24 protein-coding genes and 5 pseudogenes are annotated in these 25,507 nt (G+C 63.9%); 18 read left to right on the forward strand and 11 right to left on the reverse strand.

Going from position 1 to position 25,507, the window contains the following annotated elements:
* Positions 1 to 13: 13 nt before the first annotated feature.
* Positions 14 to 979: an NADPH:quinone oxidoreductase family protein gene (locus CUR85_RS10455; protein ID WP_067265534.1), complete on the forward strand. Its 966-nt coding sequence runs from the start codon at positions 14 to 16 to the stop codon at positions 977 to 979.
* Here the strand turns inward: CUR85_RS10455 and CUR85_RS10460 are convergent.
* The gene (locus CUR85_RS10460) at positions 976 to 1,956 is read right to left on the reverse strand and encodes a DMT family transporter (RefSeq protein ID WP_067265537.1); all 981 of its coding nucleotides are present in this window, start codon (positions 1,954 to 1,956) and stop codon (positions 976 to 978) included. The two genes, CUR85_RS10455 and CUR85_RS10460, sit on opposite strands and share 4 nt — an antisense overlap.
* A 103-nt stretch (positions 1,957 to 2,059) precedes the next feature.
* On the opposite strand from CUR85_RS10460, the gene CUR85_RS10465 reads away from it, so the two are divergent.
* The 10 genes and pseudogenes from CUR85_RS10465 (at position 2,060) to CUR85_RS10510 (ending at position 10,702) form a co-directional block, all read left to right on the forward strand.
* On the forward strand, positions 2,060 to 2,581 hold the full coding sequence (locus tag CUR85_RS10465) for an SRPBCC family protein (protein WP_067265539.1): 522 nt from the start codon (positions 2,060 to 2,062) through the stop codon (positions 2,579 to 2,581).
* Positions 2,582 to 2,644: 63 nt separating this feature from the next.
* Positions 2,645 to 3,574 carry an ABC transporter ATP-binding protein gene (locus tag CUR85_RS10470; protein ID WP_067265541.1) on the forward strand — a complete coding sequence of 310 codons (930 nt, stop codon included), beginning with the start codon at positions 2,645 to 2,647 and terminating at the stop codon, positions 3,572 to 3,574.
* Entirely contained in the window at positions 3,571 to 4,332 is a 762-nt protein-coding gene (locus tag CUR85_RS10475; RefSeq protein ID WP_067265544.1) for an ABC transporter permease, read from the forward strand. Before CUR85_RS10470 ends, CUR85_RS10475 begins: the two co-directional genes overlap by 4 nt.
* Before the next feature lie 59 nt (positions 4,333 to 4,391).
* Positions 4,392 to 5,188: pseudogene (locus CUR85_RS10480) on the forward strand (S49 family peptidase).
* Between the two features lie 167 nt (positions 5,189 to 5,355).
* Positions 5,356 to 6,314 (forward strand): annotated as a pseudogene (locus CUR85_RS10485) (calcium/sodium antiporter).
* Between the two features lie 12 nt (positions 6,315 to 6,326).
* Positions 6,327 to 7,105: pseudogene (locus CUR85_RS10490) on the forward strand (SDR family oxidoreductase).
* Positions 7,106 to 7,390: 285 nt separating this feature from the next.
* The gene (uvrC, locus tag CUR85_RS10495; RefSeq protein WP_067265551.1) at positions 7,391 to 9,259 is read left to right on the forward strand and encodes an excinuclease ABC subunit UvrC; all 1,869 of its coding nucleotides are present in this window, start codon (positions 7,391 to 7,393) and stop codon (positions 9,257 to 9,259) included.
* An 85-nt stretch (positions 9,260 to 9,344) separates the two neighbouring features.
* Positions 9,345 to 10,010 (forward strand): CDP-diacylglycerol--glycerol-3-phosphate 3-phosphatidyltransferase, encoded by a 666-nt coding sequence (gene pgsA, locus CUR85_RS10500; protein ID WP_067265553.1) that lies wholly within the window; start codon positions 9,345 to 9,347, stop codon positions 10,008 to 10,010.
* Positions 10,010 to 10,255 carry a molybdopterin converting factor subunit 1 gene (gene moaD / locus CUR85_RS10505; protein ID WP_067265555.1) on the forward strand — a complete coding sequence of 82 codons (246 nt, stop codon included), beginning with the start codon at positions 10,010 to 10,012 and terminating at the stop codon, positions 10,253 to 10,255. The genes pgsA and moaD overlap by 1 nt, the downstream gene beginning before the upstream one ends.
* Before the next feature lie 3 nt (positions 10,256 to 10,258).
* Entirely contained in the window at positions 10,259 to 10,702 is a 444-nt protein-coding gene (locus tag CUR85_RS10510; protein ID WP_067265558.1) for a molybdenum cofactor biosynthesis protein MoaE, read from the forward strand.
* Between the two features lie 9 nt (positions 10,703 to 10,711).
* Here CUR85_RS10510 and CUR85_RS10515 read toward each other — a convergent pair whose 3' ends face one another.
* From CUR85_RS10515 to ubiA, 4 genes and pseudogenes are all read right to left on the reverse strand, one after another.
* Entirely contained in the window at positions 10,712 to 11,107 is a 396-nt protein-coding gene (locus tag CUR85_RS10515; protein ID WP_067265561.1) for a VOC family protein, read from the reverse strand.
* A 23-nt stretch (positions 11,108 to 11,130) separates the two neighbouring features.
* Positions 11,131 to 11,454: a hypothetical protein gene (locus tag CUR85_RS10520; RefSeq protein ID WP_007118939.1), complete on the reverse strand. Its 324-nt coding sequence runs from the start codon at positions 11,452 to 11,454 to the stop codon at positions 11,131 to 11,133.
* Positions 11,441 to 13,365: pseudogene (locus CUR85_RS10525) on the reverse strand (OmpA family protein). The gene CUR85_RS10520 and the pseudogene CUR85_RS10525 overlap by 14 nt, the downstream one beginning before the upstream one ends.
* 59 nt (positions 13,366 to 13,424) lie before the next feature.
* Positions 13,425 to 14,399 carry a 4-hydroxybenzoate octaprenyltransferase gene (ubiA, locus tag CUR85_RS10530; RefSeq protein ID WP_067265566.1) on the reverse strand — a complete coding sequence of 325 codons (975 nt, stop codon included), beginning with the start codon at positions 14,397 to 14,399 and terminating at the stop codon, positions 13,425 to 13,427.
* Positions 14,400 to 14,411: 12 nt separating this feature from the next.
* On the opposite strand from ubiA, the gene CUR85_RS10535 reads away from it, so the two are divergent.
* The 3 genes from CUR85_RS10535 to CUR85_RS10545 all read left to right on the forward strand — a co-directional run bounded on the left by CUR85_RS10535 (position 14,412) and on the right by CUR85_RS10545 (position 17,145).
* Entirely contained in the window at positions 14,412 to 15,131 is a 720-nt protein-coding gene (locus CUR85_RS10535; RefSeq protein WP_067265568.1) for a 16S rRNA (uracil(1498)-N(3))-methyltransferase, read from the forward strand.
* 16 nt (positions 15,132 to 15,147) lie between these two features.
* On the forward strand, positions 15,148 to 15,678 hold the full coding sequence (locus tag CUR85_RS10540; protein ID WP_067265571.1) for a hypothetical protein: 531 nt from the start codon (positions 15,148 to 15,150) through the stop codon (positions 15,676 to 15,678).
* Between the two features lie 96 nt (positions 15,679 to 15,774).
* Positions 15,775 to 17,145, forward strand: a complete 1,371-nt coding sequence (locus tag CUR85_RS10545; protein WP_067265573.1) for a glutamate--cysteine ligase — start codon at positions 15,775 to 15,777, stop codon at positions 17,143 to 17,145.
* 34 nt (positions 17,146 to 17,179) lie between these two features.
* Here the strand turns inward: CUR85_RS10545 and plsY are convergent, their stop codons facing one another.
* The 4 genes from plsY to CUR85_RS10565 all read right to left on the reverse strand — a co-directional run bounded on the left by plsY (position 17,180) and on the right by CUR85_RS10565 (position 20,858).
* Positions 17,180 to 17,788 carry a glycerol-3-phosphate 1-O-acyltransferase PlsY gene (gene plsY, locus CUR85_RS10550; RefSeq protein ID WP_067265575.1) on the reverse strand — a complete coding sequence of 203 codons (609 nt, stop codon included), beginning with the start codon at positions 17,786 to 17,788 and terminating at the stop codon, positions 17,180 to 17,182.
* Positions 17,788 to 19,068 (reverse strand): dihydroorotase, encoded by a 1,281-nt coding sequence (pyrC, locus tag CUR85_RS10555; protein ID WP_067265578.1) that lies wholly within the window; start codon positions 19,066 to 19,068, stop codon positions 17,788 to 17,790. The genes plsY and pyrC overlap by 1 nt, the downstream gene beginning before the upstream one ends.
* A 252-nt stretch (positions 19,069 to 19,320) precedes the next feature.
* The gene (locus CUR85_RS10560; RefSeq protein ID WP_067265581.1) at positions 19,321 to 19,854 is read right to left on the reverse strand and encodes a hypothetical protein; all 534 of its coding nucleotides are present in this window, start codon (positions 19,852 to 19,854) and stop codon (positions 19,321 to 19,323) included.
* Between the two features lie 56 nt (positions 19,855 to 19,910).
* The gene (locus CUR85_RS10565) at positions 19,911 to 20,858 is read right to left on the reverse strand and encodes an aspartate carbamoyltransferase catalytic subunit (protein ID WP_067265620.1); all 948 of its coding nucleotides are present in this window, start codon (positions 20,856 to 20,858) and stop codon (positions 19,911 to 19,913) included.
* Between the two features lie 108 nt (positions 20,859 to 20,966).
* On the opposite strand from CUR85_RS10565, the gene CUR85_RS10570 reads away from it, so the two are divergent.
* The 3 genes and pseudogenes from CUR85_RS10570 to moaB all read left to right on the forward strand — a co-directional run bounded on the left by CUR85_RS10570 (position 20,967) and on the right by moaB (position 22,876).
* Entirely contained in the window at positions 20,967 to 21,731 is a 765-nt protein-coding gene (locus CUR85_RS10570) for a uracil-DNA glycosylase (RefSeq protein WP_067265582.1), read from the forward strand.
* The gene (locus tag CUR85_RS10575; RefSeq protein ID WP_067265585.1) at positions 21,724 to 22,338 is read left to right on the forward strand and encodes a LysE family translocator; all 615 of its coding nucleotides are present in this window, start codon (positions 21,724 to 21,726) and stop codon (positions 22,336 to 22,338) included. The genes CUR85_RS10570 and CUR85_RS10575 overlap by 8 nt, the downstream gene beginning before the upstream one ends.
* A pseudogene (gene moaB, locus CUR85_RS10580) lies at positions 22,335 to 22,876 on the forward strand (molybdenum cofactor biosynthesis protein B). Before CUR85_RS10575 ends, moaB begins: the two are co-directional and overlap by 4 nt.
* Positions 22,877 to 22,885: 9 nt before the next feature.
* On the opposite strand, the gene CUR85_RS10585 reads toward moaB, so the two are convergent.
* Entirely contained in the window at positions 22,886 to 23,698 is an 813-nt protein-coding gene (locus tag CUR85_RS10585) for a protein-disulfide reductase DsbD domain-containing protein (protein WP_067265592.1), read from the reverse strand.
* A 164-nt stretch (positions 23,699 to 23,862) separates the two neighbouring features.
* Here CUR85_RS10585 and CUR85_RS10590 point away from each other — a divergent pair, with 164 nt between their 5' ends.
* On the forward strand, positions 23,863 to 24,417 hold the full coding sequence (locus tag CUR85_RS10590; protein ID WP_067265595.1) for a YqgE/AlgH family protein: 555 nt from the start codon (positions 23,863 to 23,865) through the stop codon (positions 24,415 to 24,417).
* Here CUR85_RS10590 and CUR85_RS10595 read toward each other — a convergent pair.
* Positions 24,414 to 25,355 carry an L-threonylcarbamoyladenylate synthase gene (locus CUR85_RS10595; RefSeq protein WP_067265597.1) on the reverse strand — a complete coding sequence of 314 codons (942 nt, stop codon included), beginning with the start codon at positions 25,353 to 25,355 and terminating at the stop codon, positions 24,414 to 24,416. The two genes, CUR85_RS10590 and CUR85_RS10595, sit on opposite strands and share 4 nt — an antisense overlap.
* Between the last annotated feature and the right edge of the window lie 152 nt (positions 25,356 to 25,507).

Genomic DNA, 25,507 nt, shown 5'->3' on the forward strand with positions numbered 1-25,507 from the left:
AAAGGACAGCCCGATGCGCGCCATGCAAGTCACCGCCTATGACGAACCTCTTACCCTGCAAGAGCTTGAGATGCCCATCCCGGGGCAGGGCGAGGTGCTGGTTCAGGTCGAGACCTGCGGGCTGAACTTTGGCGACCTGCTGATCATCAAGGGCACCTATCAGGAAAAACCGCCGCTGCCCTTCACGCTGGGGATGGAGATGGCGGGCACGATCACCGCTCTGGGCGCGGGGGTGGATCACCTGAAGGTCGGCCAGCGCGTGGCGGCCTATACCGGCTTTGACGGTCTGGCCGAATATGCCGCCATTCCCGCCGCCGTCTGCGTGCCGATTCCCGAAGAGATGACGGCAGTGGATGCGGCGGCCTTTCTGATCGCCTATGGCACCAGCCATGTTGCGCTGGACTACAAGGCGCGGTTGCAGCCGGGTGAGCGGCTGCTGGTCTTGGGCGCCTCGGGCGGCATCGGGCTGACGGCGGTGGAACTGGGCAAGCTGATGGGGGCCGAGGTGATCGCCGTGGCGCGCGGCGAAGATAAGCTTGCCGTTTGCAAAGAGGCGGGCGCCGATCACCTGATCAATTCCGAGACCGACGACATCCGCGCCATCGTCAAGGAATTGGGCGGGGCGGATGTGGTCTATGACCCGGTGGGCGGTGATCAGTTCAAAGCCGCCATGCGCGCCTGCAACCCCGAAGCGCGGCTGATCCCCTTGGGCTTTGCCAGCGGTGAGGTGCCTCAGATTCCGGCCAATATCCTGCTGGTCAAGAACCTCACCGTCTTGGGCTTTTACTGGGGCGGCTATGCCAAGATCAAACCTTCGGTCCTAACCGACAGTTTCGCCGAGCTGATCAAATGGTATGTCGCGGGCAAGCTGAAACCCCATGTCAGCAACGTCATGCCGCTGGAACAGGCGAATGAGGCGCTGGCCCTGCTGCGCGACCGCAAGGCAACGGGCAAAGTGGTGGTCAAGGTGGCGGCTTAAGCCCGCCGCCCGCCCTGCAAACGGGTCACGCGCAGCGCCTTCTGGCGCTCGCGTAGGTAGACGAACAGACCCGAGGCGAGGATCAGCGCGATCCCGACCCAGACCTCCCAGACCGGGAGGTCGCCGAAGATCACGAAACCCCAGAACACCGCCAGCGGCAGGCCGATATATTCGAACGGGGCGACGGTGGCGGCATCCCCCAGCCGGTAGGCTTGGCTGAGGCAATAGCCGATCAGCGCGATGTTCAACCCGATCCCGAGGAAGGTGAGGTAATCCTCACGGGCAGGCCAAATCCACGCGCGCAGCAGGAACTGGAGCGAGGCACTGCTGCCCTCATCCACGAACCGCCCATCGCCCGCGATCAGGAAAAACCCCAGTGACACGGCGACAAAGGCGGCTTGGATATAGACCATAAGCGCCGAGGCTTTGGAGTTCACGCCCAGCTTGCGGGTCATCAATTGGTTCAACGCATAGGTCAGCGCCGCCAGCATCGGCAGAAGCAACACCCAGCGAGAGACTTCGAGCGTTGCGGTGCTGGCCCAAGGGCGCATCATGATCACCATGCCGATGAACCCCACGATCACCGCGCCAAGCCGCAGCGGGCCGACCTTTTCGCCCAACAGTGGGATCGACAGCACCGTGATGAACAGGGGTGCGGCAAAGAACAGCGCCGTCGCCTCGGCCAACGGCAGAACCGATAGCGCCAGAAAGAAGGACATGTTCGAGATCACGATGAGCAGCCCGCGCAGCAGATGCAGCCCCGGCTGCCGCGTTTTAAGCAGGTGAAACCCGCCTTCGAGTTTGACCAGCACCAGCCCCAGCAGAATCCCGATGGCCGAGCGGGTAAAGACGATCTGATGCAGCGGATAGCCGCCCGACAGACGTTTGATCAGCATGTCATTGACCGAAATCGCGGCGACGCCGAGAAGGATCAGCCCGATCGCCAGTCCGGCGCGGTTATGGGAGTTACTTGTCATGGCAAAGACCTATCAGCCCGGCCCGTAAGGTCCAGCGCTTTGACATTGGTTTGCGCAGAATTACCCGCTAGACTGCTGCGATACGCCAAAGGGAGAGCCAGCCATGCAGATGTCCGACACCCGCCAGATCGCCGCCACCCCCGCCGAGGTTTACGCGGCATTGCTGGACCCGGAGATGCTGCAAACCTGCGTGCCCGGCGCGCAAGACGTCTCAGGCTCGGTCGAAGAGGGCTATGACGCGACGGTGGTGCAAAAGGTCGGCCCGGTGAAGGCGACGTTCAAGGGCCATGTGACGCTCTCCGATCTGGTGCCGAACGAAGCGCTGACCATCACCGGCGAGGGCAAGGGCGGTGCCGCCGGTTTTGCCAAAGGCGGGGCCGAGGTGCGGCTGGCCGAAAAGGACGGCGGGACCGAGCTGAGTTATGATGTCGAGGCCAAGGTCGGCGGCAAGCTGGCGCAGCTTGGCAGCCGGATCATCGACGGTTTCGCCAAGAAAATGGCGGATCAGTTCTTCGACAACCTGCAATCCTCGCTCGAAGGTCCGGCAGAGCAGGGCGCAGAGGCGCCGGCCACCGAAGAAGACGCGCCTGCCAAAAAGGGCTGGTTCGGCCGCGCCAAGACCTGAAGGCATCTGTTCAGCCGGTGCAAAGCCGGTTAGGTTGCGCGCCTTACCAAAGCGGAGACGACCATGCCGACAATCGTGGATATTCAAAACCTGCGTAAATCCTACGCGGGCGGTTTCGAGGCGCTCAAAGGGGTCAATCTACAGATCGAAAAGGGCGAGATTCTCGCGCTTCTGGGCTCGAACGGGGCGGGGAAGACGACGCTCATTTCGACCATCTGCGGCATCACCACTGCGACCAGCGGCAGGGTGACCGTCGGCGGCCATGACATTCGGGATGATTTCCGCGCGGCCCGTTCCATGATCGGGCTGGTCCCGCAGGAGATTAATCTCGAACCCTTTGAGAAGGTCATCAACACCGTGCGCTTCTCGCGCGGGCTGTTTGGCCGTCCGGCGGATGAGGCGGTGTTGGAGAAAATCCTGCGCCAACTCTCGCTCTGGGACAAGAAAGACAGCCAGATCCGCGAGCTTTCGGGCGGGATGAAACGCCGCGTGCTGATCGCCAAGGCGCTGGCGCATGACCCCAAGGTGCTGTTTCTGGATGAGCCGACCGCGGGCGTCGACGTAGAACTGCGCAAGGACATGTGGGAGATCGTGGCGGGGCTGAAAGCCTCGGGCGTGACGATCATCCTGACCACCCATTATATCGAAGAGGCCGAGGCCATCGCCGACCGGATCGGCGTCATCGCCAAGGGCGAATTGCTGCTGGTCGAAGAGAAACACGCGCTGATGGCGCGCATGGGCAAGAAGCAACTCGAAGTCCAGCTGACCGAGCCGATCACCGAAGTGCCGCTGGCGCTGCAATCGCCGGACGTGGAATTGTCCGCCGATGGGCAATCGCTGATCTACACCTATGACACCAATGCCGAGCGGACCGGGATCACCAAACTGCTCTCCAAAGTCGCGGAAAGCGGTCTGGTGCTGCAAGACGTGGCGACACGGCAAAGCAGCTTGGAAGATATTTTTGTCGATCTGCTCAAGGAGGATGCGGCATGAACTGGACCGCGATCAAAGCCATCTACGCTTTTGAAATGGCGCGTTTCTTTCGCACCATCACGCAAAGCATCATCTCGCCGGTGCTGTCGACCTCGCTTTACTTCGTGGTCTTTGGCGCCGCCATCGGCAGCCGCATTGATGAGGTCGAGGGCGTGAGCTACGGCGCCTTCATCGTGCCGGGGCTGATCATGCTCAGCGTCATCACGCAGTCGATCTCCAACGCCTCTTTCGGGATCTATTTCCCGAAGTTCATCGGCACGGTTTACGAGCTGCTCTCGGCCCCGATCAATTTCTTCGAGATCGTCATCGGCTATGTCGGCGCGGCGGCGACCAAGGCGCTCTTTATCGGCACGATTATCCTGATCACGGCCTTCTTCTTTGTCGACATCACGATCCAGCACCCCATCGCCATGGTGGCCTTCCTGATCCTGACCTGCATCAGCTTCGCGCTGATGGGCTTTATCATCGGCATCTGGGCGGGCAATTTCGAGCAGTTGCAACTGGTGCCTCTGTTGATCGTCACGCCGCTGGTCTTCCTTGGCGGGTCTTTCTACTCGATCTCGATGTTGCCGCCGGTCTGGCAAGTGATCTCGCATTTCAATCCGGTGGTCTATCTGATCTCGGGCTTTCGCTGGGCGTTTTTCGGCGCGGCGGATGTGCCGATCATCACCAGCCTTGCCGCCATCGCGCTGTTTACCGCGCTTTGCCTCGGCGTGATCTGGTGGATTTTCCGCACCGGCTGGCGTCTGCGGGCCTGAGCCTACGAAACTTGGGCGTCCGCCTTGTTTGCGCGGGGTGGGCGTTCTACATGGAGGGCATGAGAATTCGGCTGCCCTTCCTGAAATCCCCGCCCAGCGTTTCCGTAATCCGGCTTTCCGGCATGATCGGCGCGCAGGGCCGCGCGGTGTTGAACGATGCCACCATGGGTCCGGTTATCGAAAAGGCTTTTGCCAAGGGCAAGCCTGCCGCTGTCGCCTTGGAGATCAACTCCCCGGTGGCAGCCCGGTGCAATCGTCGTTGATCGGCGCGCGCATCCGGCGGCTATCCGAAGAAAAGAACATTCCCGTCATCGCCTTCGTCGAAGATGTGGCCGCCTCGGGCGGCTATTGGCTGGCGGCAGCGGCAGATGAGATCTACGCGGACCCAAGCTCGGTCGTCGGCTCCATCGGGGTGATCTCGGCCTCCTTCGGGGTGCATGAGTTCATCCGCGAGCATGGGGTCGAGCGGCGCGTTTATACGGCAGGGCAGAGCAAATCGATGCTCGACCCGTTCCGCCCCGAAAACCCCGAAGATGTCGCGCGGCTGAAGGTGCTGCTCGAAGACATCCATGAGAACTTCATCGACCATGTGAAGACCCGCCGCGCAGGCAAGCTGCCTGAGGGGCAAGACCTGTTTACCGGGGAAATCTGGCTGGCGAAACGCGCCGCCCAACTGGGGTTGATTGACGGGATCGGTCATCTGAAACCGCTGCTGAAAGACCGCTTTGGCGACAAGGTCAGGCTGCGCCGCTATGGCGTGAAACGCGGGCTGTTGTCGCGTTTTGGCGTGCAGATGATGCAGGACGCGGTTCAGGGCATAGAGGAACGCGCGGCCTTCGCGCGGTTTGGACTCTAGCCCATGGTTTTCAAGATCGTCCTGCTGTTTCTGGTGGCCATGGGCCTGATGGCTTGGTTTGGAAAAATGCATTGGCTGGGGGGCAAACGCCTGACCCGGTCTAAATGCCGTGACTGCGGACGTTACCGCATTGGCAAAGGCGATTGTGCCTGTAAGGGAGGGCGTTGATGCTGATGCCGTGGCTACTTTCGGGGCTTGGCCTCGTGATCCTGCTGTTTGCGGGGATGCGCTGGTGAAAGGGGCGGTGAACCTGTCGCTGCGCCTTGGCGTGCCTGCGTTGATCGTCAGCCTGACCATCGTGGCCTTTGGCACTTCGGCGCCGGAGTTGTTGATCTCGGTCAAGGCGATCTTGGACGGGGTGCCGGGGCTGGCGCTTGGCAATGTGGTGGGGTCGAATACGGCCAATATCCTGATGGTGCTGGGCATTCCGGCACTATTGGCGACGATGCACACCTCGGAATGCAGCACCCGCAAGACCTATAACCAGATGATCGCGGCCTCGCTGTTGTTTATCGCGCTGGCCTTCCGCGGCATCTTTGACTGGATCGCAGGGCTGATCCTGCTCGCCGGTCTGGCCTATATGCTTTACGACGCTTTTCGCGATGCCAAGGATCACCGCCACGCCTGCCGCAGCGGCGCGGCAGAGGATGAGGAAGAGCCCGAAGGCGCGGACCCCGATATGGCGGGCTGGCAGATCGCGATGTTCCTGATCCTCGGGCTGATCGGCCTGCCCTTGGGGGCGAGCCTTTTGGTGGATAACGCGACGATCATCGCCCAGACCTATGGGGTCAGTGATACGGTGATCGGCCTGACGCTGGTGGCCGTGGGCACGTCGCTGCCTGAGCTTGCGACCACGGTGATGGCGGCGCTGCGCCGTCAGGCGGATGTGGCGCTTGGCAATGTGATCGGCTCCAACATGTTCAACCTGCTGGCGATCATCGGCATTGCGAGCCTTGTCGGTCCGATCTCGGTCGACGAAGCCTTCTTGCGGATCGACCTTTGGGTGATGTTGGGCGCGTCGCTCTTGCTGATCCCCTTCGTCTATCTGGGGCGCGATATCACCCGGCTATGGGGCGTGGTGCTCAGCGCGCTTTACGGGCTTTATTTGTTTATCATCCTGATCTGAGGAGGGCGGCAGATGCGGCGGGCATTGGTGACCGGAGCCGGGCAACGTCTGGGCCGTGCCATGGCGCTCTATCTTGGGCAGCGGGGCTTTGACGTGGCGGTGCATTATGCCACTTCGCAAAGCGGAGCCGAGGCGACCGCCGCCGAGATCACCGCCATGGGCCGCCGCGCCGTGGCTCTGCAAGCCGACCTTCTCGACGACACCGCAGCAGAGGCGCTTTTGCCTCGCGCGGCCAAAGCGCTCGGCGGGCCGATCACCTGCCTTGTGAACAACGCCTCGATTTTCGAGCGGGACGATATCGCCAGCGCCACGCGCGAAAGCTGGGACCGCCATATGGGCAGCAACCTGCGCGCGCCTTTCGTTTTGACGCAGGCGATGGCGGGGCAGGGGCTGACCCCGATACCGACGCCGAGGGAGAGCCGCGTGCCAGCGGTTTGATCGTCAATATGCTGGACCAGCGGGTGCGCAACCTGACGCCGGAATTCACCACCTATACGATCGCCAAGATGGGCCTTTGGGCGATGACGCGCACCAGTGCGCAGGCGCTGGCCCCCGCGATCCGCGTGAATGGCATCGGGCCCGGCCCGACCCTGCAAGGCCCGCATCAAGACCCCGATGACTTTGCCGCGCAGCGCCGCGGCACGGTTCTGGGACGCGGCGCGAATCCTGCGGATATCACGGCGGCACTGGGGTATTTCATCGATTCGCCGGGGGTCACGGGGCAGCTTATCTGCACCGATGGCGGAGAGCATTTGCAATGGGAAACAAGCCCTAAATGCCCCCGAAACTGACGCGCATGCGGGAAGTTTTGCACGTCCTTAACCTATGTAACCAAAGTGTTACCGAAACCCTTTTGTTTTCAGAGGCTTGTTTCATGGTAAACAAAAGAATGAACAAAATCAGGATATTATGGGTGCGCCTAAAAAATAGGCAAATCAGCGAACCATGTTAAAAACAAAGAGAAATCCAAGATGCCCAGAAGTTATCGGCAGAGTTATCCACATGTTTGGTGGACATGTTAAAGCTTGCCCCCATTGCCGTCCTATTGCAGCGAAGCACGAGAATCAGCGCCTGAGATGACCACGCCCAACGACAGCCCTCCGCCGCAAGGCCGCAAGGTGATTCAAGCCTATCTGAAGTCGCTCGATTCCTCGCCGGGCGTCTATCGGATGCTCGATTCGGAAAGCCGCGTGCTCTATGTCGGCAAGGCGCGGAACCTGCGGGCGCGGGTGTCATCCTACGCGCGGCCCACGGGGCATTCGGCGCGTATCTCGCGAATGATCGCCAATACCGCCTCGATGATGTTTCTGACGACCAAGACCGAGACCGAGGCGCTGCTGCTCGAACAGAACCTGATCAAGCAGCTCAAGCCCAAGTTCAACGTGCTGCTGCGCGATGACAAGAGCTTTCCCAATATCCTTGTCACCGCCGATCACGACTACCCGCAGATCAAGAAACACCGCGGCGCGAAAAAGGAGAAGGGCAGCTATTATGGGCCCTTTGCCAGCGCGGGCGCGGTGAACCGGACGCTGAACCAACTGCAACGGGTCTTCCTGTTGCGGGACTGTTCCAATGCGATGTTCGACAGCCGCACGCGGCCCTGTTTGCAGCATCAGATCAAACGCTGCTCCGCGCCCTGCGTCGGCAAAATCTCGGCCGAGGATTATCGCGAGACCGTGCGCGATGCCGAGCGGTTTCTAAGTGGCAAATCGACGGATATTCAGGGCCGTTTGGCGCGGGACATGGAAGAGGCGTCAGAGGCGATGGAGTTCGAACGCGCCGCCGCCCTGCGCGACCGGATCAAGGCGCTGACGCAGGTTCAGACCGCTCAAGGCATCAACCCGCAGGGGGTGAACGAGGCCGACATTATCGCTCTGCATATGGAAAGCGGGCAGGCCTGCGTGCAGGTCTTCTTCATCCGCGCCAACCAGAACTGGGGCAACCATGACTACTACCCTCGGATCGGGAGCGAGATCGACGCCGCCGAGGTGCTGGAGGCCTTCATCGGCCAGTTCTACGACACCCGCGAGCCGCCCCGGCAGTTGATCCTCAGCAATGAGATCGAGAACCCCGATCTGATGGCCGAGGCGCTGAGCGGCAAGTTGGGCCGTAAGGTCGAACTGCTGGTGCCGAAACGGGGTGAGAAGGCCGAATTGGTCGACGGGGCCCTGCGCAATGCGCGCGAAAGCCTTGCCCGCAAGATGGCCGAGACGGCGACCCAGACCAAACTCTTGCAAGGGCTGGCGGATGCCTTTGACCTGCCCAAGCCGCCCGAGCGGATCGAGGTTTACGACAACTCGCATATCCAAGGCACCAATGCCGTCGGCGCGATGATCGTGGCGGGGCCGGAAGGCATGATGAAAAACCAGTACCGTAAGTTCAACATTCGCGGTGATGACCTGACGCCCGGCGATGACTTCGGCATGATGAAAGAGGTGCTGCACCGCCGGTTCAAACGGCTCATCAAAGAGGACCCGGACCGCAGCCGCGGCCTTTGGCCTGATCTGCTGCTGATCGACGGCGGCGCGGGGCAGGTGAGCGCCGTGGCCTCTATCATGGCGCAGCATGGGGTCGAGGATATCCCCATGGTGGGCGTGGCCAAGGGCATCGACCGCGACGCGGGGAAGGAAGAGTTCCACCGCGTCGGCAAGCGCCCCATGGCCCTGCGCCACAACGATCCAGTGCTTTATTTCGTGCAACGCTTGCGGGATGAGGCGCACCGTTTCGCTATCGGCACCCACCGTGCCAAACGGGCCAAAGGGGTCAGCGCCACACCGCTCGACGATGTGCCGGGCGTCGGCGCTGCGCGCAAGCGTGCGCTGCTGGCGCATTTCGGTTCGGCCAAGGCGGTAAGCCGCGCGAACCTCAGCGATCTCAAGGCGGTCGAGGGCGTGTCGGATGCACTGGCCGAGACGATCTACGGCTATTTCCATGAAAAAGGCTAGGGCGGGCGGCCCCGTGGTGGCGACGGCCCGCAGGCGGGGCGGTTTCGTCCTTTCAGCCACGAACGGCGCAAGATAGGATAACGTCATGAAATGGAATTTGCCCAATATCCTGACCCTGCTCAGGCTGGTCGCGGCCCCCGGTGTGGCGGTCATGTTTCTCTATTTTACGCGCCCCTATGCCGATTGGTTCGCCCTGCTGCTCTTTGTCGGGGCGGCAGTGACGGATTGGTTCGATGGCTACCTTGCCCGCGCTTGGGCGCAGGAAACCAAACTCGGCGCCATGCTTGACCCGATTGCCGACAAGGCGATGGTCGTGATCGCGCTCATGGTAATCGTCGCCTTCTCAAGCTGGTCGCCGTGGTTGGTGTTGCCCGCCACGTTGATCCTGTTTCGCGAGGTCTTTGTCTCGGGCCTGCGGGAGTATCTGGGCGATGTCGCCGGCACGTTGAAGGTGACTCAACTGGCCAAATGGAAGACGACATTGCAAATGATCGCTATCGCCGTGCTCTTCTCGCAAGGCGTGTTCGAGCATTACCTGGGGATGAGCGTTTTCGGGATGGACCAGCAGATGATCGAAGCGATCCTTGATGGCGAGGTCGAAGATCATCTGGGGCTGGGCTGGAAACTCGCCGGGATGGAATGGGCCGGGCTGCTGGGGTTGGCGCTCTTGTGGGTCGCCGCCGTGCTGACCGCCATCACCGGCTTTGACTATCTGCGCAAGGCGCTGCCGCATCTGAAGGAGCCACGCTAATGGATGTTTTGTATTTCGCATGGGTCCGCGAACGCATCGGCCTGCCCCGTGAGCGGGTCGAGAGCCAAGCCGCCACGGTGGCCGAATTGGTCGAAGAATTGCGGGGCCGAGAGGAGCGCTACGAAGTGGCCTTTTCCGACCTTTCCACGCTGCGGGTTGCCGTGGATCAGGAACTGACCGATTTCGACGCCCCGCTGCAAGGCGCGCGCGAGGTGGCCTTCTTCCCCCCAATGACCGGGGGCTGAGCGATGCGCGTTTTGGTGCAGGAAGCGCCCTTTGATTTGGGTGAGGAGGCCGCGCGCTTTGCCAAGGGCGAGGGGAGCAGCGGCGCGATCGTGACCTTTACAGGCGTGGTGCGCGACAATGACGCGGGCACGCTGAGCGCGATGGAAATTGAGCATTACCCGGGGATGACCGAAAAGGCCTTGCGCGAGATTGCGCAGCAAGCAATGGCGCGGTTCGATCTGCAGGAGGCGCTGGTGATCCATCGCTACGGGCGTTTGGTGCCGGGGGAGCAGATCATGATGGTCGCCACAGCCGCGCGACACCGCCGGCATGCCTTTGAAGCAGCGGAGTTCTTGATGGATTACCTCAAATCCCGCGCGCCCTTTTGGAAGCGCGAGATCACGGCAGAGGGTGACGCATGGGTCGCCGCAAAGGACGAAGACGAGGCCGCGCTGGAACGCTGGTGAGCTTCGGCGTCAGGCGAAGCGGCCACCTTTTTCGATGACTTCGATCTGATAGCCATCGGGGTCTGCCACGAAAAAGAACTTCGCCACGGTCTCTCCGGCGGGGCGGAAATCAACGATCTCGCGCGGGGTGGCACCGGCCTTGATCGCGGTCTCGCGCGCTGCGTCAAGGTCGTCGACCACAAAGGCCAGATGGCCATAGCCGTCGCCCAGATCGTAAGGGGTCTCGCGGTCCTTGTTGACGGTCAATTCCAGCTCGAAGGCGCCCGTGGCGTCGCGCAGGTAGATCAGAGTGAAACTGTCGAAATCCAGACGGTCCGCGATTTTCAGCCCGAACACGTCTTCGTAGAATTTCACCGATGCCGCCTCATCAAAGACGCGGATCATGGAATGGGCGAGATTGGCCATGGCAGGGCTCCGAAGGTCTGGGGTTAGGCTTTCTGACGTTCGATATAGGCGCGCATTTCCTCGGCCTCATGGCGGGCGTCGCGCAGCCCGTCCATCGCGGCGCGCAGCTCGGCCTCGGTCTGGGCCAGTTGGTTGGTCAACTCGGCCTCGCGCTGTTGCAGATAGGTGATCGCCTGATCGCGGGTTTCCTCGGCTTCGTGCAGCTCTTGGCTCATCCGGTCCAGCTGGGCCACATCATCGGCGGCCACGCGGGTAAAGCGATTCAGCAGCCAATTGGCGAACCATCCCATGCAGAAGGCCACGAAAAGAATGATGGCTGTTGCCAGGACAAACTCAGTTCTGCTCATCACCGCTGCCTTCTTCGGTTTCGTCGGATTCCCCGATCTCTTCTGCCGTGGTATCGCCCGTTTCTTCAGCAGATTCCAGCGCTGTTTCGTCCTCGGGGTCTCGGCCTCGGGCTGGATCAGGCGGAATTCGATGCGGCGGTTGGCTTCGCGGCCCTCTTCGGTCTTGTTGTCTGCGATGGGGTTTTCCTCGCCATAGCCTTTGGCCACGAAGGAGGAGGTCAGCACCCGGCGGGCGCGCAATTCGTTCAGCACCGATTCCGCGCGGCTTTGCGACAGCGACAGGTTCATCGATTCGCGGCCCTGACTGTCGGTGTAGCCCTGAATCTCCAGCCGGATGTCGCCGCAGTTTTTCAGCACCTCGGCGATATCGTCCATCGTCCCAAGCGCGGAGGCGTCAATCGTGGCGCTGCCCGGCTCAAAGGTGATCTTGCCGATCTTCAGGATTTCGCGAATTTCGGCTTCGCATTCTTGGGGTGTCGGCAGGCCCGCGATCGGGTCGAGCTTTTCTTGATAGGTGATGTCGATGCTGTAATCCGCCCCTTCGCCCAGCTTATCGGCCAAGAGCGAGGCGACGGTGGTGTTGGCGTCCTTGTTGCCGGTGTTGCCCATCACCTCAAGCCGGTCAGGGGTGACTTTGACAGAGCCGTTGGCGAGAGAGGCCATGGCCTCCAGCCCGGTCAGGACGCGGGTGGCCCAATCCCCCGGCAGGGCCTCGTCCAGCCGCGCGGCGGTATAGACGTTGTCCGAGCCGAAATGCGATTTCGCGTAGCTGTCGGCCAGATCGCGCAGCCCCTCGTTTGAGAGCCGCCCGCGCAGTTGCACCTGCCCCTCGGGCGAGAGGGTCGCGGTGAACTCGGGCGGGCCTGCATCTGGGTCTTCGACCTCGGGCAGTTTCGCGGTTAGGGCAAAGACATCGGGAAGCGCGTTTTCCAATTCGCCCACCACGCGGTCGAATGTGGTGGACTCGGTGCCCGGTGCGGCCAGCAGGGTGATGTCCGCATCGGCGAAAGTGATGCTGCCTTGGCCCAAACGGCGCAGCGCGTCGATGGTCAGCGCCACGGCGCGGCCCCAGTTCGGGCTGGGCACGCCCAAACCGATGGTGCAATCGGCGCTCTCAGGCGCGCCGGCGGTGATGCCCGCTTTCAAGATACGGTCGGCGGCGGCTTCGGTATCGGCAGAGCAGGCATCGAAACGCGCGCCCTCAGCGTCGATCTCAAACCGCAAGGTAAAGGGGGTGATCACTGGGCGCGGGGCCGCGATGTCCAGCCGCAGCCGCAAGCTGGGCGGGGCGGCGCGTTGCAGCTTGCGTTCCATCTGCGCCTTGGCGGCGGCGCTGTCGGCGATGGCGGTGATGGTCACGCGCCCCGCATCAACCGAGGCTTTGGCCCGGGGCAGGTCGGCCATCGCCTGCACGGCAAAGCTCAGCGCGTCTTCCCAGCCTTCGGGCGCAGGATAATCCGCAGATTCCAGAAGATCGGTGACCGAGGCGTCGCCCGCCATGTCGCCAAAGGCGTCAATCACCGCCTCGCGGTCGGTGCTGGTGGGTATCAGGCCAATGATCGAGATGCCCGCGTCATTGCGCAGCACCTCGGCAGAGAAACGCGGCGGGGCGATGCCGGACTGGGCCTCGACTTCCATCTCGTCGATGACGCGGGCGGCGTCGACCACGGTGCCTGCGGTCGACAGGGCGCGAAAGCGCACGGCCTCGGTCGGCGCGATCCCGGCGAGGGTGACCTGCAAGCCATCGGCCTGCACTTCGGCCCATGTCATGCCCTGCGCGTCCAGCGCGTCACGGACGCCGATTTCCGAGGTGTCTTCGATCAGTTGCACCGAAAAGCTCGCCGCGACCAGAGAGACCACCGCTGCGGCTGCAAAGGTCAGGGCGATCGTGAAAATGGCGGAGAGGCGCATGGGCGGACTTCTGATTGTTAAGCTTGCGACTTGATACGCGCGTCCTGCCGGGGGTGCAATCAGGCCAGCAAGCTTGCCGCGAAAAACAACAGCGGGATCATGCCGGTATCGCGGTTGGCCCGGAAGAGCTGCAAAAGCTTGGCGTTGTCCTTGGTATCCAACCCGCGCAGCTGCCACGCCATATGCCATCCCATCGCCCAAGGCCCGCCAAGGGCCAGCGCCAGCGCCAGCACCGAGGCTTGGGGCAGCCCGGCATAGATCACGGCAATCCCCATCAGCCCCACCGTGGCCATCAGGAAGCGCCGCAGCCATTTGCCGGAATTCTCACCGAAGAGCCGGGCGGTGGATTTCACACCGATCAGCGCGTCATCCTCGGCATCTTGATGGGCATAGATCGTGTCATAGAACAGCGTCCAAGCGATGCCCGCGAGGTAGAGCACCACGGCAGGCGCATGCAGCGTGCCCGCATGGGCCGTCCAAGCCAGCATGGCGCCCCAGTTAAAGGCGAGGCCCAGAAAGACCTGCGGCCACCAAGTGAAGCGTTTGGCAAAGGGGTAGACCGCCACCGGCAAAAGCGCCAGCACGCCCATGGCGATGGCCGCTTGGTTGAAGGACAGCAGGATCAGCAGCGCCAGCAGCATCTGCCCCACCATCCATGCCAGCGCCTGTTTCACCGATACCGCGCCCGAGGGGATGGGCCGCAGCCGGGTGCGGGCGACCTTGCCGTCGATATGCCGGTCGGTGATGTCGTTCCACGTGCAACCCGCGCCGCGCATCAGGAACGCGCCGATGCCGCAGCCAGCGAAGATCCACAGATCCGCCCACCGCGGCGACTGGTCGAAGAGGATCGCAAGGCTCAGCCCCCACCAGCAGGGCAGCAGCAGCAGCCATGTGCCAATGGGCCGATCCGCGCGGCTCAGCCGCAGGTAGGGGCGCAGCCCCGCCGGGGCGTGACGGTCGACCCAATTGTCGGCCACCGCATCAGCAACAGGCGCATCGGGCGTAGCATCTGGCGAAGGCGGCTGGTTGTGCATATATCTGGCCCTATGAACGCGAAAATCAGATTGTATGTAGATCAGCCCTTGGGGCAGGGGCAAACGGTTCCTTTGGCGCGCGAGCAGGCGCATTACCTCTTTGGGGTGATGCGGCTCACGGCCGGGGCCGGGGTGCTTTTGTTCAACGGGCGCGATGGCGAATGGCTGGCCGAGGTCGCCGAGGCGGGCAAGCGCGGCGGGGTGCTGACCTGTGTTGAGCAGACCCGGCCTCTGCAAATGCCGCCGGACCTGTGGCTGCTCTTTGCCCCGATCAAAAAGACCCGCACCGATTTCATTGTCGAAAAAGCGGCTGAGATGGGGGCCGCGCGCATCGTGCCGGTCATGACCGAATTTACCAACGCAGGCCGTGTGCAGCAGCCGCGCCTTCAGGCCCATGCGGTTGAGGCGGCAGAGCAATGCGGCGGCACCTATGTGCCGGAAGTGGCCGAGGCCGAGAAGCTGGGGCGGCTGCTGGATCAGTGGGACAGCAGCCGTCAGATCATGTTCTGCGATGAGGCTCTGGCCGGGGAGAGCGGCGCCCTGCCGCCGGATGCGCAGGGGCCATGGGCCATCCTGATCGGCCCCGAAGGCGGCTTTTCCGAGGGCGAGCGCAAACGGCTGCACGGTTTCGATCACGCCCATGCGGTCACGCTCGGCCCGCGCATCCTGCGGGCCGATACGGCGGCCGTGGCGGCGATGACCATGTGGCAGCAGGCTTTGGGAGATTGGTGATGCAAAGGGTGGCCCGATGAGTTTCCTGCGCCAAGGCGCCCGCGACCAGCTTTGGCGCTGGCGCGAGGCGATCGTCGGCGGCGGGCTGATGGGCCTTGGCCTTTGGCTGGTCGCGGGCCCCGGTTTCTTGCTGGCGGTTCCAGGCTATGCGGCGCTGGCGGGCGGTGCCGCGCTGATCTGGCTTGGCGTGCAACGCGCGCGTTTTCGCGGGCAGGGCGATGGCGCGGGCGCGGTGCAGGTCGTCGAAGGGCAGATCACTTATTTCGGCCCGCTGACCGGCGGCACGGTCGCTCTGCGCGAGTTGCAGCGGCTCAGTCTCGACCGGCAGATGTTTCCGGCCCATTGGCGGCTTGAGCCGCGCGACGATGAGACGCCCCTGTTGATCCCGGTGAACGCCGCAGGATCCGAGGCGCTGTTTGATGCTTTCGCCGCCCTGCCGGGGCTGCGTACCGAGAGGATGCTCTTTGAGCTACGCAAGACCCGCCATGACGCCGTTGTGATCTGGGAGCGCGCGCCGCTGCGGCCGGCGCATGTCTTGCTGCATTGACAGCCCCGGCAAATCCGCCCATCCCTGCTAGACGCGACGCCACGTCGACAACTTAGAAGACACCCAAGACGATCCTTCAAAACGGAGCCCTCGCATATGTCCATTCCTCAATCCGGCGGCGGCCCGATCGAACATCACGACCAGATGGCGCAGTATCTAGCGGACGGCTGCAAGCCGCGCGAGCAGTGGCGCATCGGCACCGAGCATGAGAAGTTCGGCTATTGCAAGGACACGCTCAAACCGCTCCCCTATGAGGGGGAACGCTCGATCCGGGTGATGCTGGAAGGGCTGCGCGACCGCCACAATTGGTCCCCTGTCGAAGAGGGTGGCGAGCTGATCGGGCTTGAGAAAGACGGGGCCAACATCAGCCTTGAGCCGGGCGGCCAGTTGGAACTCTCGGGCGCCCCGGTCGAGACCATTCACGAGACCTGCGACGAGGTGAACACCCACCTGCGCGAGGTGAAAGACGTGGCCGATGAGATCGGCGTCGGTTTCATCGGTCTGGGCGCCGCGCCCGAATGGTCGCATGAGCAGATGGACCTGATGCCCAAGGGCCGTTACAAGCTGATGGACGGCTATATGCAAAAGGTCGGCACCATGGGCACCACCATGATGCGCCGCACCTGTACCGTTCAGGTCAACCTCGACTTCGCGACTGAGGCCGACATGGTGCAGAAGATGCGCGTCGCCGTGGCGATGCAGCCCATCGCCAATGCGCTTTTCGCCAATTCGCCCTTCCTCGACGGCAAGCCCAACGGCGTGAAATCCACCCGCGGTCTGGTCTGGCGCCATCTCGATGACGCGCGCACGGGCATGATCCCCTTCGTTTTCGATGAGGGCTTCGGCTTTGAGGCTTGGGTGCAATACGCGCTCGATGTGCCGATGTATTTCGTCTACCGCGACGGCAAGTATATCGACGCGCTTGGCCAGTCCTTCCGCGACTTTTTGAAAGGCGAGTTGCCCGCGCTGCCCGGCGAGAAGCCGACGCTGAGCGATTGGGCCGATCACCTCACCACGCTCTTCCCCGAGGCACGGGTCAAGAAGTTCATCGAGATGCGCGGCGCTGATGGCGGCCCGTGGCGGCGGCTCTGCGCGTTGCCGGCCTTCTGGGTCGGGCTGATGTATGACCAAAGCGCGCTGGATGGCGCGTGGGATTTGGTCAAAGGCTGGGATGCCGAGACACGGGAAGAATTGCGCATCGCCGCCTCCACCCACGGCCTTCAGGCCGAGGTGGGCGGGCTCAAGATGCATGATCTGGCGCGGGAGGCCGTGGCCCTGTCAGAGGCGGGGCTGAGAGCCCGCGCCCGTCCCGGTGCCGGTGGGCTGGTGCCGGATGAGACGCATTTCCTCAACGCCCTGCGCGACAGCATCGAGACGGGCCGCGTGCCCGCCGACGATCTGTTGGCGGATTACCACGGGCCTTGGAACGGCGATCTGAGCCGTATCTACGCGGAATATTCCTACTGAACGGGAAAGGGGCTGATGCCGCCCTCGGGCGGTGTCAGCCTTTCTGTCCGATGCGCGATTCCGTGCCTGCGCGGATCCGGCGGATATTGTCGCGGTGCCGCCAAAAGATCAGCAAAGTCAGGGCGATGCCCAAAAGCAGCATTTCCCCGTAGCCAAGGAAGACCAGCAGGAAGGTCGAGCTTGCCGCCGCCGCCAGTGCGGACAGCGACGAAATGCGCGAGAGTGCCGCCGTCGCCAGCCAGACCGCACAGCAGGCCAGCCCGACGGGCCAAGCGAGCGCCAGCATGAGGCCCAGAAAGGTCGCCACACCCTTGCCGCCGCGAAAGCCCAGCCAGACCGGGTAGCAATGGCCGATCATCGCGCCAAGCGCCGCCGCCTGCGCCGCATCCTCGCCCGCGAAGGCGCGGGCCAGCAGCACCGCCACGGCCCCCTTGGCCCCGTCCAGCAACAGCGTCAGCGCCGCCGCCTTCTTGTTGCCGGTGCGCAGAACATTGGTCGCGCCGATGTTGCCCGATCCGATATCGCGCAGGTTGCCCAACCCCATCAACCGCGCCAGCAACATGCCAAAGGCGATGGAGCCGATGACATAGCCTGCCACCGCCCAGAAAAGGATCAATTCAACGGAAGTCTCGATAGGGGGCATCAATTCGCCTCGTAAACGCAGGAACCTGCTACATAAGTTGCCACGACCTTACCCTGCATCCGCATCCCGTCAAAGGGCGTGTTGCGGGATTTCGACCGCAGGGTCGCGCGGTCCAGAGCGAAGGGCGCATCGGGGTTGAACAGCACCATATCCGCAGGCGCCCCCACGGCAATCCGCCCGCCGGGCAGGCCGAGGCGTTTGGCCGGGTTCAGCGACAGCGCGCGCCAGAGCGTGGGCAGGTCCATCATCTCGGCATGGACCAAACGCATCGCGGCGGGCAGCAGCGTCTCCAGCCCCACCGCGCCGCTGGCGGCCTCCTCGAAGGGCAGGCGTTTGCTTTCTTCGTCCTGCGGGGTGTGCATGGAACAGATGATGTCGATCAGGCCACTGGCCACGGCTTCTACCACGGCAAGGCGGTCTTCCTCATCGCGCAGTGGCGGCTTCACTTTGAAGAAGGTGCGGTAGTCGGCCACGTCGAGCGCGTTCAGCGTCAGGTGGTGAATGCCGACACCAGCGGTGATGTCGAGCCCGTTGCGCTTGGCGCGTTCCAGCGCGGGCAGGGCGCGGGCGGTGGTGATCTGATCCGCGTGGTAGCGCGCGCCGGTCATCTCAATGAGGGCGATGTCGCGGTCCAGCCCCATCCGCTCGGCCATGGGTGAGACGGCAGGCAAGCCGCGCAGTGAGGCGAATTTGCCAGAGGTGACGGTCGCCCCCTTGCTCAGCCCCGGATCCTGCGGGTGGGCGATGACCAGCGCGCCGAGGCTGCGGGCATAAGTGAGCGCGCGGGAGAAGACCTTGGTATCCGTCACCACGCGGTCACAATCGGTGAAGGCAGCGGCCCCGGCGTCCATCAGGAAGCCAATCTCGGTCATTTCGCGCCCTTCGCGGCCTTTGGTGAGCGCGGCCATCGGGACCACATTCACCGGGGCGGCTTCATTGGCGCGGCGGGTGACAAATTCCAGCGTCTCGGGGCTGTCGATGGCCGGATCGGTGTCGGGGCGCGTGACCATGGTGGTCACCCCGCCCGCCGCTGCCGCCAGCCCGGCAGAGCGGTAGCTTTCCTTGTGCCGCTCGCCCGGTTCGCAAACTTTGACGCCGATGTCGATGATACCGGGGGCGAGGATATGGCCACCGCAATCGACCAGTTCCGCGCCCTCGGGCGTTGTTGCCCCATCGTCCAAAACTTCGGCAATCACCCCGTTGCGGACCAGAACCGTAGCAGGCTCAAGCGTGCCAGCCTGAGGGTCGAGAAGGCGCAGATTGGTGAAGAACTGGGTCATGGGCGGGCCTTTGGTGCGATAGCGGATGCGCCGCTGTCATGCCCCAAATCGCCCCCCAAACCAAGCGGTCTTTTGGGCGCAAGCGTGGCGCACGCGCCGCTAGCCGCCAATCCAAATCATCAGCCCGACCACGCCAAAGGCCACCAGAAGGGCGACCATCGCAATACGGCCAGACATCTTGGGATCGTGTTCAGGTTCTTGCATGGGCCAGATGTAGCCCGCTGGCCCCGAGGGTGCCAGCGGTTTTCGCGCTTAGGCTAGCAGCCACCAAATGATCAGCAGGATCAGCACTGCCACGGCGACAATCACCATGGTCTTGCCGCCGCCCCCCTTGGCGGGCTCGGACGGGGCGACGCGGGGGATGCCGGTGTAGGGCTGCGCGGCCTCGGCCTCCATCGCCTGCACGGGCGTATCGGGGCCGCCTTCGGTATAGGTGCCGATATGGGTCAGCGCCGGGATCGGGGCCAGTTGCAGCGACTGCCCGGCGAAGACGCGGGAGTAGACGATCATCACCCAACCGTCGAGCGCGGCAAGCTTGCTGCGGTCCGTCTCGATCTGCTCGGGGTTTACGCCATTGCCGTCGCGCAGATAGCCTGCAAGCCCCAGTTGATCGAGGTCGGCCACCCGGAAGACCTCTGTATAGGCCGCGTCGATTCGCTCAACCCCGAGGGCTGCGGCCTGTGCTGTTTCATCATCGCGCATCGCCCGCGCCTCGGCATCCGAGAGCGAAAGGGCATAGACGCGGACCTTGCCGGCTTCTTGGGGGGCGACTTCTGTATGGGGCATGACGGCTTCCTTTGACTGTTCTCAGGAAAACGCCGCGCGGCCCGTCGGGGTTCCGGTCAGGCCGCGCCGGGTTGGGCGGCGATGTGGTTGCGCGCCAGCAGGTCCATCGCGGCCATGCGCACGGCGACGCCCATCTCGACCTGATCTTGAATGACGGAACGGTTGATGTCGTCGGCCAAGGTGCCGTCAATCTCCACCCCGCGGTTCATCGGGCCGGGGTGCATGACGATGGCGTCGGGGCTGGCATGGGCGAGCTTTTCGGCATCCAGCCCGTAACGGTGGTAATACTCACGCTCCGACGGGATAAAGCCGCCGTCCATCCGCTCTTTCTGAAGCCGCAGCATCATCACCACGTCGACGCCTTCGAGCCCCTTTTTCATGTCGTCGAAGACCTCGACGCCGAACTGGTCGATCTGGCTGGGCATCAGGGTCGGTGGGCCGACAAGGCGGATGCGGTTCTCCATCTTGCCCAAAAGCAGGATGTTTGACCGTGCCACGCGGCTGTGGGCGATGTCACCGCAGATCGCGATGCTGAGCCGGTGCAGCCGCCCCTTGGCGCGGCGGATCGTCAGCGCGTCCAAGAGCGCCTGCGTGGGATGCTCGTGCCGCCCGTCGCCCGCGTTCAGCACGGCGCAGTTCACCTTTTGGGCCAGCAGGTCCACCGCGCCGGATTGCGGGTGGCGCACGACCAGAAGATCGGGGTGCATGGCATTCAGCGTCATCGCAGTGTCGATCAGCGTCTCGCCCTTTTTGATCGAGCTGGCCTGCATCGCCATATTCATCACATCCGCGCCAAGGCGTTTGCCCGCGATCTCGAAACTCGCCTGCGTGCGGGTGGAGTTCTCAAAGAACATGTTGATCTGGGTCAGCCCGCGCAGCGCGTCGGAATGTTTGTTCGGCTGGCGGTTCCGGTCGGCATAGGTGTCGGCCAAATCCAGAAGGGTGGTAATGTCGGATTGCGAGAGCTGCTCGATGCCAAGCAGGTGGCGATGGGCGAATGACATGGTGGCGATCCCTTCTGCTGTTGCCGCCTTATAGGCGCGGGGGCTTGGCGCGTAAAGCGCAGCGATAGGGCATTTCGCCCCCCGTCCTCAGGGCGTAAGCTGCGGGTCATGGAATCATTCGATTATCATCAGGCGGCAGAGATGCTGGCGTGGCAGGTCGAGCTTGGCGCGACCGAGGCGATCTGCGATGCGCCGGTCAACCGCTATGAGGTGCCCGCAAGCGCGCCCAAGGCCAGCGCCAAGGCGACCAAGGGGCCGCAGCCCCTGCAAGCGGCAGAGACGCCCGACCCCGTGGCACTGGCCCGCCGCGCCGCGCAGTCCGCGCAGACATTGGAAGAGCTGCGCGCCGCGATCCAAGGGTTCGAGCATTGCGAGCTGCACAAGGGCGCGCGCAATCTGGTCTTTGCCGATGGGGTGCCTGGCGCGCCGTTGATGATCTTGGGCGAATCCCCCGACCGGGACGAAGACCGCGCGGGCAAGCCTTTCGCGGGGCGTGCGGGGCAGATGCTCGATCGGATGCTGGCGGCGATCGACATGGGGCGCGACCGCAATGTCTATCTGTCGAACATCCTGCCGTGGCGCACGCCGCAGGGGCGCGACCCGAAGCCAGATGAGATCGCGATGATGCGCCCCTTTGTACAGCGTCATATCGAATTGGCCAAGCCCAAGGTGCTGGTGCTCTTTGGCAATTGGTCTTGCCAGTCGCTTTTGGAAAAACGCAGCATCATGCGCCTGCGCGGCAATTGGACCAAGGCCGCCGATCTTTCTTGCATGCCGATGGTGCATCCCGGCTACCTGCTGCGCAATCCCGAGGCCAAGCGCGAGGCTTGGGCCGATCTGCTCAGCGTTCAGGCCAAGCTGCGCGATGGTTGATGCGCTGACCCTTCTGGCCTTCGTGCCCGCCGCCTTGGCGCTGAACCTCACGCCGGGGGCGGATATGATGTTCTGCCTCGGGCAGGGGCTGCGCTCGGGCCCGCGGGCTGCATTGGCGGCGAGCGCGGGGATTTCGGCGGGCGTGCTGGTGCATGTGGCCTTGGCCGGGTTGGGGCTTGGCGCGGTCGTCGCGGCGCTGCCTTGGGCGCTGGACATGATCCGCTGGCTCGGCGTGGCCTATCTGCTCTGGCTTGCGGTGCAAACGCTGCGGCAGGCCGGAAAGCCGCGCGATACGACGCCCGGCATGGGCGGCTGGCGCGCTTTCAACACTGGTTTTGCCGTCAATCTGACAAACCCCAAGGTGATCCTTTTCGTGCTGGCCTTCCTGCCGCAATTCGTGGTGCCCGAGGCCGGGCCGGTCTTGGCGCAGTTCCTGACCTTCGGTGCGGTGCTGGCTCTGGGCGGTTTCGTCATCAACGGCGCGGTGGGGGTCTTTGCTGCCGGGATCGGGCGGCGTTTGGCGGGTGGCGGGCGGCTGCTGGGCTGGATCAGCAGCGGTATTTTCGTGGCTTTGGCCGCGCGTTTGGCAATGATGGAGCGGACATGAACAGGATCGACGACAGCCGGGAGTTCATCCCCGTAAGAATTGCTGTGCTGACAGTCTCGGACAGCCGCAGCTTGGCCGAGGACCGTTCGGGCGATGTGCTGGTCGCGCGGATCGAAGCGGCGGGCCATGTGCTGGCCGCGCGCGAGATCGTGACCGACGACCGTCCCGCCATCGCAGCGCTTCTGCGCGACTGGTGCGCGGACCCCGAGGTCGACGTGGTGATCAGCACCGGCGGCACCGGCCTCACCGGGCGCGACGTGACGGTCGAGGCGCACCGCGATGTCTATGAAAAAGAGATCGACGCTTTCGGCACGGTCTTCACCCTGATCTCGATGGAGAAAATCGGCACCAGCGCAGTGCAAAGCCGCGCGACGGGCGGCGTAGCGCAGGGGACGTATCTGTTCGCGCTGCCGGGCAGTCCGGGTGCCTGTAAGGACGCGTGGGACGGCATCCTGCTGAAACAGTTGGACTACCGCCACATGCCCTGCAACTTCGTTGAGATCATGCCCGGCTGGACGAGCATCAGCGCCGCAAGTAGCGCGCGGGTTTAGCTTGACGTGCAGCCCGTCACCTCGACCGCGTGGTTCTTGCCGATCACCGTGATCCGAATGGCGGAACGGTCGAGCGCCAGCGCGGTGCCATTCTCGGCGATCATCTCACCGCTGGCGACAAGCGTATTGCCCGACCGCTGGCTCACGGTCTCGCTCATCCACATGTTGGGATTGCCGGGTTCGATCACCACGGTCTCCTTACCCCCGGCAGAGGGCAGGGCCAGCCGGGTTTCGATCTCCAGCCCCCGCGCGGTGGGGCGCAGACTACAATGGGCGCTTTTCAGACCAGCTTCGGCCCCGGAATAGGGCCGCGCGGCAAAGGCGGCGGCGATGGCCGGGGTGGGCTTGCTGTCGCGGGTGTCGAGCAGGGCGCGCAGGTGGATGGTCTGTGGCAGGCAGATGTCGCTGCACACGCCAAGGTCGATGCTGGTGTCCAATGTGACTGGCGCACCGGGGCGGTGCGGGGTGATGGTCAGCGGCAGGATCACCTCGCGGGCATAGCCGATGGAGTTCACCCCGCCTTGGTCAAAGACCTTGGGCGCGGGCCATGTGATCTGCACATCGCGCAGGTTGTCCGAGCCGGACCAATCGAACTCCGGCGGAATGCCCGCGTCACCGGGGCTGCGCCAATAGGTCTTCCAACCCGGTGCCATGCGCAGCCGGATCGCCGCCACCCGCCGCCCGTCAGACTGTTGCCAACCAGTGAGCAGATCACCCTGCAAGGGCGTGCCGACAGCATCCTGCGCCGCGGCGGGCAGGGCGAGGGCGAGACAGGAGAGAAGGGCGGAAAAGAAGCGCGATATGGTCATGCGGACTTGATGCGGTATCCTTTCGCGCCTGCCAAGTCACATTTGCATCATCCATGTTTCGCCGATGCGGCGGGCGGTGGGGCGCCTCTCTTGTTTTGTGGGGCGCAAGCGGCCATGTTCAAAGAAAGGTTACCTTCAGGAGGTGGGCGTTGACGGGGCAGACGATGGAACTGACGGGCAAACTGCTGGTCGCGATGCCGGGCATGGGCGATCCGCGTTTCGCGCATTCGGTGATCTATCTTTCCGCGCATTCCGAACAGGGGGCGATGGGGTTGATCGTCAACAAACCTGCCCCGGAACTGCGCCTGTCGGATGTGCTGGATCAACTGGTCGAAGACACGCCGCCGCAGGCCAAATCGCTGGCCGTGCATTTCGGCGGACCGGTCGAGACGGGGCGCGGCTTCGTGTTGCATTCCGACGAATACCGCTCGGCCATCGAGACGCTGCGCGTGGGCGATGGCATCGCCCTGACCACCACCCGCGACATCCTCGAAGACATCGCCACCGGCAAGGGCCCGGCGCAGGCGCAGTTGATGCTGGGCTATGCAGGCTGGGGGCCGGGGCAGTTGGAGGGCGAGATCGCCCAGAACGGATGGCTAACCTGCGAAGCCTCGCCCGAGGTGATCTTCGACCTGCCGGATCCCGAGAAATGGGGCGCGGCGCTTAAGACGCTGGGGATCGACCCCTTGGGGCTGTCGGCCTCAGCCGGGCACGCCTAACGCGGTGCGGCGGCGCGGGCCAATCGGTCGTTGATCGCACGGCCCAGCCCGTGATTGGGGATCGGCGCCACGGCGATGGTCTGACCGGTGGCGTCCAACTGGTGCAGGTGGTCGAACAGTTTCGCCGCCGCCTCGGTCAGATCGCCGGAGGGGGAGAGGTTGAGGTCGCAGATCATCTCGCCAAACCCGAGCAGCACTTCACCCGGCCCCGCCGTTCGCGCATTCAGCCGCACCGCCGCACCGGGCGCGTAATGCGAGGCGAGCTGCCCCGGCGCGATGATCTCGGCCCCATCCACGACCTCCAGCGTCTGGCCAAGCGCGGCCTCGATCGCCTCGCTCGGCAGGCCGCCTGCGCGCAGCAGGGCAGGGCGGGGGCCGGTCAGGCCGATGATCGTGCTTTCCAACCCAACGGGGCAGGCACCGTCGTCCAGCACCGCCGCGATCTTACCGTCGAGGCCCGCCCGCACATGATCCGCCGTGGTCGCGCTGATTTTGCCCGAGGGGTTGGCCGAGGGCGCGGCGACGGGCCCACCGAGTTCCTGCAAGACCTGCCGCATGGCGGGGTGGGCGGGCACCCGCACCGCAAGGCTCGGCAGCCCCGCCGTGACCAGCGACGACAGCCCGCTGTCGGGCTTCAGCGGCAGGACCAGCGTGAGCGCGCCGGGCCAGAAGGCCTGCGCCAGCCGGTCGGCCTCCTCGGTCCAGTCGACATAGCGTTTGGCGGTGTCGATATCCGGCAGATGCACGATCAGCGGGTTGAAACTGGGTCGCCCCTTGGCGGCATAGATGCCCGCGACAGCCTCGCCATTGCGGGCGTCCGCGCCAAGGCCGTAAACCGTCTCCGTCGGCAGGGCGACCAGCGCGCCGTCTTGCAGCAGGCGTGCCGCGCGGGCGATGCCTTGGGGCGTGGCGGTCAGGGTCTCGGTCGGCTGGGTCATCGGGTGTTTCGGCCTGTCGGATCATGCAGCATCCCGTGACGCCGCGTTTGGGTTGCGGGGGGCGGCCGGGCATTTCATGCTGGCGGCAACATAAACCAGCCTTTATCAGGGCCATGTCAGGCTTGCCAGAACAAGCGCGCCTTTCAGGAGGA

This window comes from Sulfitobacter faviae (assembly GCF_029870955.1).
GTDB classification, from domain to species: domain Bacteria; phylum Pseudomonadota; class Alphaproteobacteria; order Rhodobacterales; family Rhodobacteraceae; genus Sulfitobacter; species Sulfitobacter faviae.